Annotated in this window: 3 protein-coding genes; 1 reads left to right on the forward strand and 2 read right to left on the reverse strand. The window is 36.0% G+C overall.

The window, feature by feature from the left end; all coding sequences use genetic code 11:
- Positions 1-106: 106 nt before the first annotated feature.
- Positions 107-1,042 (reverse strand): hypothetical protein, encoded by a 936-nt coding sequence (locus NZM04_06670; GenBank protein ID MCS7063710.1) that lies wholly within the window; start codon positions 1,040-1,042, stop codon positions 107-109.
- Positions 1,043-1,048: 6 nt separating this feature from the next.
- Positions 1,049-2,008, reverse strand: coding sequence for a glycosyltransferase (locus tag NZM04_06675; protein MCS7063711.1), 960 nt, complete (start codon positions 2,006-2,008; stop codon positions 1,049-1,051).
- A gap of 132 nt (positions 2,009-2,140) precedes the next feature.
- Between NZM04_06675 and NZM04_06680 the strand changes: the two genes are divergently transcribed.
- Positions 2,141-2,771 (forward strand): class I SAM-dependent methyltransferase (locus NZM04_06680; protein ID MCS7063712.1); only part of this gene is annotated, 631 nt, incomplete at its 3' end.

Raw genomic sequence — 2,771 nt, forward strand, 5'->3', positions numbered from 1 at the left:
ATTGAATATCGGAAGCTAATTTTGCACCCTGTATCTTTAAGTATGATCGATATAGAAATCTAAATAACTTAGATTTAATATCGAATAAATTCAGCATAGACAAATACTAAGCGCGGTTAAAATTTAAAACCTTTTTCCAGTTATATTTAAAATAATAGATCTTTGATTCAGAAGTGTAATGGTGACAGATGGCGGTGCAGTTTATTGCTTCTGGTAGGGAAGGATTTGTAACATATTCATTTGCCGGAGCTAGACGATAAGGATATCTGGCAGCGTGGATAGCGATTAGTGCTTGCTCTAAATAATAAGAATGCCCATGTGTTGCATATAATTGCTTGATTGCATATTCTATAAAATCCCAGTCCAAATCTGAACTGTTTATGCCGCATATTCCGACATTAATTTGATTAGGAATAGAGTTTTGCGCTATTTTTTCTAAAGTTGATATAGGATAGCCATAGTAATTTGAGGAATCCATTCCAAAAAGGCACACTTTGGGATTATCTATTTGTTCAATCAGCAAGGATGGTTTTCGATAAAATAGAATATCGGAATCAATCATGAGCTTCCATCCTTGAGAACCAAGATGGGGACATATTAGCTTACGAATGTGAGGATAGTGATGCCAACAAAGGTGAAGGGTAGGATAGCGATTGGGAGGTAAATTAGATTCGAAATCTGAGAATAATTCTGAGTATGCCTTGAACACAACCAAAGGAAGAACATCATTGAACAGTTGCAATAAGTTATGGTCAAATGTTCCGTCATCGTAAATAATTGGTTTGATTGGTCTTGTGATATGATTTTGAAGGGAAAAAATGCAAAATAAAGTTTGATACCAATACTTTTTCCCTGTTAAAAAATGTATTGGCAAGCAAAGCCTGGCATCCTTGCTTTGAGAATTGCACAAGGCACTTAACAGTTTACGAGCATTATTTCGCATTTGAATACGGCCCCAATGAATTTCCCATTCTTTTCTTTCTATAAAATGCTGTATCCTCATTAAAAATTTATGGCTGGTGAAATAAGATAGTGAACGCATACGCTATTAGCTATCATTTTTTACAAAAAACTTTAAAAATAATTTTTTAATATGTATCGAGATTAATCTTAAAAAACATAATAGGAAATACAAGACGTATCCAAATAAATACCTGTAGCGTAGATGCCTAGCTTGCCAAAAAAAGGTTTTAAAATAAATGTGTAAACTAGGAATTAGATCTAAATTTCTTAAACACATTAAGGAAGCTGCTCTTGCATGAGTAGTGATTATATGTCTTCTCTGTTTTTGATGTAACTTGCCTCCTGGGTATAAACCCTTTTTTTCTCTATCTATGATGAAAAGTATACCATTGGCTAAGTTTTTTGATGAGCGAGTTTGTTTTTGTTCATGTATTCTACAAGCAACAAAAGGTGGTGATTTAATTCGTATAAAACCAGTTTCCAAAGATAACCGCAAAACCAAGTCGTGATCCTCTGCGCAGTTAATGTTTTCTACAAACCCCCCATGATATATGAATGTGTTTCGACACACTACTAAATGACCGGATCCGATTTGAATTATTTTTGGCACTGCATCTATAAAGCATTTATACTTTTCATAAATGGTTGGATAATTTGATTCAAATTCATGAAACATTTCATTTCTATCAAAATGTTCAACTGGTAAGTGAACTAAGGATATTTTTTCTGGCAAATTGAGTAAAGGATAAAGTTTTTCTAGGGTGTAAGGGAACCACAAATCGTCTGAGTCGAGAAACGCTAAATATTTACCGCTAGCATGTAAAGCTCCTAGATTACGTGCTGCACCGGGTCCCTTATTTTTTTGCCTCAGAAAGATGATTTTGTGTTTGAGGTTCTGGAGATAGGTCCAAGTGTTGTCAGTTGAACCATCATCCACCACGATCACTTCAAAATCTGGAAATGTTTGTCTGAATACCGATTGTAAGGTTTCCTTTAAAAATAACTCCCGATTGTAGGTAGGTATAATCACAGAAAATAGAGGCATAGGAATGTTGATTAATATACTCAAGTTACATCTAGAAAATTAAAATACCAAGATTTTACGGTAAAATAAATTTGACAATCGTTGGGTTGCTCTAATGTGTCTATGTTAATGAAAAACCGGCTACTAACTTATGTGAATATAATTCACAGGCAGGGAGTGATAGAACTGTTTCGTTTCTTCATAAAACGATTAAGCACACGTTGGTTTGAGTATTGGTTAGAAATAGAAACGCAGCATAATTATTCAAAAGATGAGTTGTATCATGATTCCAATCAAAAAAGTGAATGTAGTGAATATGGACCTATCGATTACTTATCGTTGATAGCTGCATTAAGAAAGATTGCTAAAAATATCGGTAGTTTAGATTCCTCCTGCTGGATCGACTATGGATGTGGCTTGGGAAGGGCTGTGTTTGTGGCGGCTTTGTTTCCGTTTAAGCGGGTGATTGGGGTGGATTTAACGGCATTTTTAATTGAGGGAGCAAAAGCCAATCTCGCGAAGGCGCAGAGAAGACTGAAATGCCAGAATGTAGAGTTTATCTGCGAAGATGCGACGAAGTATAAAGTGCCGACGGATGTAAACGTGGTGTTTTTGAATAATCCTTTTCATGGGTCAGTATTTGACGGGATGATGGAACGGCTCTACGAGTCTCTGAGAGAGAAGGAGCGAGAAATCTTTATGCTCTTTAATTGTCCGACTGTCAGCGAGCTGGAGGAGCAGGTGAAGCAGCGTAAGGACATCGAGATTTTGGATCGCTGGGGAG

This window comes from Candidatus Methylacidiphilales bacterium, assembly GCA_025056655.1.
Classification (GTDB): Bacteria; Verrucomicrobiota; Verrucomicrobiia; order Methylacidiphilales; family JANWVL01; genus JANWVL01.

Bases quoted from the DNA above. Each gene is read 5' to 3' on its own strand.
- NZM04_06670 (MCS7063710.1), bottom strand. From the start codon at position 1,042: ATGCGTTCACTATCTTATTTCACCAGCCATAAATTTTTAATGAGGATA.
- NZM04_06675 (MCS7063711.1), bottom strand. From the start codon at position 2,008: ATGCCTCTATTTTCTGTGATTATACCTACCTACAATCGGGAGTTATTT.